This window comes from Mesorhizobium sp. M7A.F.Ca.MR.362.00.0.0, assembly GCF_004023175.1.
Classification (GTDB): domain Bacteria; phylum Pseudomonadota; class Alphaproteobacteria; order Rhizobiales; family Rhizobiaceae; genus Mesorhizobium.
In genome coordinates, this window is sequence record NZ_RZTF01000098.1 from 7,968 (window position 1) to 9,385 (window position 1,418).

The following is a 1,418-nucleotide window of genomic DNA, read 5'->3' on the forward strand; positions in this document are numbered from 1 at the left end:
GCAATGTTTCAGTCGGCGCCTTGAGCATTTCGGCGGCGTCCGCCATGCCGGCGGCGGCGAGCACCTCGGCCACACCGCCGATCGTCACGACATCGCGTCCTTCTACATAGCGCGCATGCTGGATCGTCTTCAGCGCCGCAAGCCGGCGACTGGGATCTTCCAGGCCAGCGGCACTGATGCCGAGTGTGGCGGCATGGGAATCGAGCAGGGTCCCACGGACATTGAGGACATTGTGCCGGTAGGCCGGCGTGAAGGATTGTCCGGTCAGGCGCTCGATGCGCTGGTCGTTCGCCCAGGCATGCGCCGCAAAGCCTTCATCCATCGGACGCGCGCCGGCGCCGGAAAACAGGCCGGTCGGCAGCAGTTCGACGTTCAGGCCGGCGGCCGACAACCGGTCGAGCATCGGAGTGGCGCCATAGCACCAGCCGCAGAGCGGATCGAAAAGATAGGTCACTTCTGAATTGCTCATAGTCGCTGCCATTCCTGCCCGGCCACCGGACTCGTCGAGGCCGTCGCTCATATGTGGCAGACGGCGGCCTTGCGATAAATGGCGCCCAATTATACAAACTGTCTGATCTGATCATACAAAGGGCAGCCAGCTTGGCCGAACTTCTGAACCTCAATCGGCTCGCCTACTTCACCACGGTGATGGAAACCGGCTCATTCACCGCCGCGGCCGACCGGCTTGGCGTCGCCAAGGCCGTGGTCAGCCATCAGATCGGCAAGCTCGAAGAGGAGCTGGGCGCAACGCTGCTGCAGCGCACGACCCGGCGTGTCACGCCGACCGAAGAGGGTCGCCTCTTCTATGACCGCGCGATGATCATCCTGCGCGAAGCGGAGGCGGCCTATGGCGAAATCTCGCGCGGAGCCGTCGAACCGAGCGGAACGCTGAGACTGACGGCGCCACTCGACTACGGCACCAAGATCGTGGCTCCGGTCATGGCCGCCTATCTCAGAACCTACCCGCATATGCGCGTCGAGGCGATCTTCGACGACGCCGTCAGCAATCTGGTGGACGAGCAGATCGATCTCGGCATCCGCGTCGGCTGGCTCACCGATTCCTCGAACCAGGCGCGGCGCCTGGGGACGATCCGGCAGATCGTGGTGGCGAGCCCTGGCTTCGCGGCGAGCCTGCCGCCCGACGTGACGCCGCGCCAGGCAAGATCGCTGGCCTGGGTCGGCAACACCCAGTTGCGCGGCATCGGCCAATGGCTGTTTTCCAGGGACACTGAGACGGTGCTGACCGAACTCAATCCGGTCATCATGTGCGACAAGAGCCCCGCCGCCCTGGCTTGCGTGCTCGCCGGCATCGGGCTCGGCGTCTTTCCGGATTATAGCGTCAGCGACGATATCGCCGAGGGGCGGCTGGTGCCGGTATTTGCCGACTGGAGCCTGCCGTCAGGCGGCATCCACGCGGT

The 1,418-nt window shown here is 64.8% G+C and carries 2 protein-coding genes; one reads left to right on the forward strand and one right to left on the reverse strand.

The window, feature by feature from the left end; all coding sequences use genetic code 11:
- Nucleotides 1-469 (reverse strand): DsbA family protein (locus EOC06_RS14815; protein ID WP_245469609.1); only part of this gene is annotated, 469 nt, incomplete at its 3' end.
- Between the two features lie 131 nt (nucleotides 470-600).
- Here EOC06_RS14815 and EOC06_RS14820 point away from each other — a divergent pair.
- Nucleotides 601-1,418: LysR family transcriptional regulator (locus tag EOC06_RS14820; protein ID WP_245469610.1), on the forward strand; the 818-nt coding region annotated here is incomplete at its 3' end.